This is a genomic window from bacterium (assembly GCA_035527515.1).
GTDB lineage: Bacteria > B130-G9 > B130-G9 > B130-G9 > B130-G9 > B130-G9.
The window spans coordinates 1-2,846 of the sequence record DATLAJ010000002.1 but is presented as its reverse complement, the minus strand read 5'-3'; the positions used below and the strand labels follow the sequence as shown (position 1 = coordinate 2,846).

Genomic DNA, 2,846 nt, shown 5'->3' with positions numbered 1-2,846 from the left:
GTTTGGACAGGCCATTAGAATCGGCCGCGGCATTGTGTTTTGCTGGTGAGAAAGCGCATGCGATGAAAGCGATGAGTGGTTTGACTTGTTACATCGTAGTGGCCTATTCTTAGCTAAGCCATCGGTTGGTCAATGCGTGGCCGGTGTTTGAGGAGAGGGTTAGTGACTTCAGTGTCACACGTGTTTGATCATGCCAGCATATCTGACAGATTTGACTTGTCAGAGCGCATTGTGCTTTGCCATACAGACTGCATGGAACTGCTGAGGCAAGTCCCGGGAGCCAATGCGCCTCCTAATCGGCGGCGTGGGCTTCTTGCCCGCGTAGGAGAGAGTCCGCAGATTCCGCAGATTACGCAGATTGAAATGGCGATTCCTCCAACCGAACAACCGGTCCACGATGAACACGAAGGGCTGCCAGCCGTAGTGTGGCGGAGACTTGATGGCGGTGGGAGCTTCGGAGTCTGAACTAAGACGAGCTCAGAAGTTTGATCGTGATGTTGAACATTGATTAGATTTGTGTGATATTTACCGTGTTGTGTGTCAACCGCCACGAGGTGCCAAGCTGAGGAGGGTGATGTATGCAGTTTTTCATCGAGTCTTCTTAAGCTGTTTGTCTTAACTGTTGACTGTGTTCAACACCAAATCAAAACAGGAGGTGCGAGATGGCACACCGTGTTTTAACCTTGGCGGCAGCGACCTTGCTGGGTCTGTTGCTTGCCGGGTCATGTTTCGCGCAGCTGGCCGACAGCGCTTGGCCATGCGCTCATCAGAACCTTCAACGTACGGGGATTTGCCCTCACAGGCGCGGAGACATCCCGGACCTAACGTGGTCATATCAGGCCGTGGATAAGGTCCTGGGGACACCAATAGTTGGCATAGACAATACGCTGTATTTTACTACGCCAATGTATCTCTACGCCTTGGGAGCGAACGGCAACTTCTTGTGGACGTATCAGCTCCTGACTGATGCGGACGCGGGACCTGTTCAGGACGAGAACGGAAAGATCTATGTCGCCGGCGCGAATGGTATGGCGTATTCCTTTAATCAGGACGGAACGCTTGATTGGAGCGAGAACATGTCGGCCAACTCGTCATTCGCGCCGACGGTCGGGCCCGATGGGACGATCTACTTCGGGACCGAGGATTATCTTCTCGCGATGAACCCGGACGGCTCGCTGAAGTGGCACTTTGGCGGGGATTCGGGCGAGTATAGCAACTTCGAGGCGTCGCCCGCCATTGCGCCGGACGGGACTATCTACTGCCCGTGTAGTTGCGGTGACTGGCAAACGGCTCTTATCGCTCTTTCACCTGACAAGCTCGAGCTTCATGAGCCTTTTCTCACAATGAGGGCAGCGCAGATAACGCCAGCTATCGGAGATGACGGAACCATCTTTCACGTTGCGGGCTCCCGTATGTATGCCTTGAGCCCAGACCTGAACCAGCGATGGACAACAGCGATTAGCGGTTCGATCAACTCAACGCCCTCGCTGACCGCGAGGGGCGCGGTTATCATCGTTGGTTCCGACCAGCGCGTCCATTGCTTTGATCAAGACGGCCCGATCAATATATGGGAACGCGATCTTGGCGGCAATATCGTTTCGTCGGTCGTGTCGGACCCGGATGGCTACGTCTATTGCATTGGCCCTCAGGGCAATATCGATGCCCTTACGCCTGACGGCGTTGAGGTGGTTTGGAGCTATAGTACTGTCGGGACCATTGATTCACAGGTCGCGATGGGCGAAAACGGTGAGATTTATGTAGGTCTTACAGATGGTAGGATGCTTTGCCTAGGCTCGAGGGCCAGCGGGAACCAACCACCGACCCTCTCTCGCGGGAGCGTCTGGCCAGCAGAGGGCGGTCCGGGGACCCAATTTCACTTCACCATGAGCTACCACGACCCGGACGGCGAGGCGCCTAAGGGGGTCCTCTGTCATGTCGACGCGTTTCCCTTCGAGATGCAGCTCGAGAGCGGGACCGCTGACAACGGGGTCTATGCCTTCTGGTCGTCGCCTCTCGCCGAGGGAGACCACTCCTACTACTTCACGGCGACAGACGGCCGTGGCGCGTGGGTTCGGTACCCAGCTGACGTTGACTGCTTCCAGGGCCCTAAGGTGGAATCAGGCGTCACCATAGAGCCGGAGATATTCATGGTTCTTGAAAAGGATACGTATAGCCCAGGCGATACGCTAAATCTCTACGCCTATGCAAAGAACGGGTCCTACGATCCGATGTTCGTTGACGTCTATATTGCCCTGCAATGGTGGGACGGCAAGACGCTGTTGTTCTTGCCGGACCTCAGCCTCGACCCAACACCGTTGGCATCAAGGGTCCTGCTGGGAGCCGACACGGAGACCGACATGTATCTTGTTCTTTCCACGGTCGTTCCAGATGGCCTGCTGGACGCAAACTACGCGTTCTTGGCCGCGTTGACCCCTTATGACAACATCAATTACATCTATTCAATAACTTATCAATACTGGCGCCTTCTAGGGAGCAAATAAGAACCTTTTTTGGCCGGAAGGGGCGCGGGTGTCCCTCGCCCCTTCCACCGAGGCACAGACGCCGAGCCGATTGTCCTTCTCGAGAGATTCCTCGACGCGTGCAGCAGCCCTGGCGAGAGCTGTAATTTGGTTCCAGGGGTGGGGTGGAGCTTCTCTCGGAGGCTGCCGTCCCCGCGTCGTGCTCCGTCCGGACCTCAGAAAGGCGCCTGGGCAATTCAAGCATCCACTCCACCAACTGAACCACTGGCGCCGCCAGCCGTCCCGTGTTTGGACAGGCCATTAGAATCGGCCGCGGCATTGTGTTTTGCTGGTGAGAAAGCGCATGCGATGAAAGCGATGAGTGGT

General features: G+C 55.9%; 1 protein-coding gene. It reads left to right on the top strand.

Going from position 1 to position 2,846, the window contains the following annotated elements; translation table 11 throughout:
• Positions 1-662: 662 nt before the first annotated feature.
• Positions 663-2,501 carry a PQQ-binding-like beta-propeller repeat protein gene (locus VM163_00130; protein ID HUT02284.1) on the top strand — a complete coding sequence of 613 codons (1,839 nt, stop codon included), beginning with the start codon at positions 663-665 and terminating at the stop codon, positions 2,499-2,501.
• The last annotated feature ends 345 nt before the right edge of the window (positions 2,502-2,846 follow it).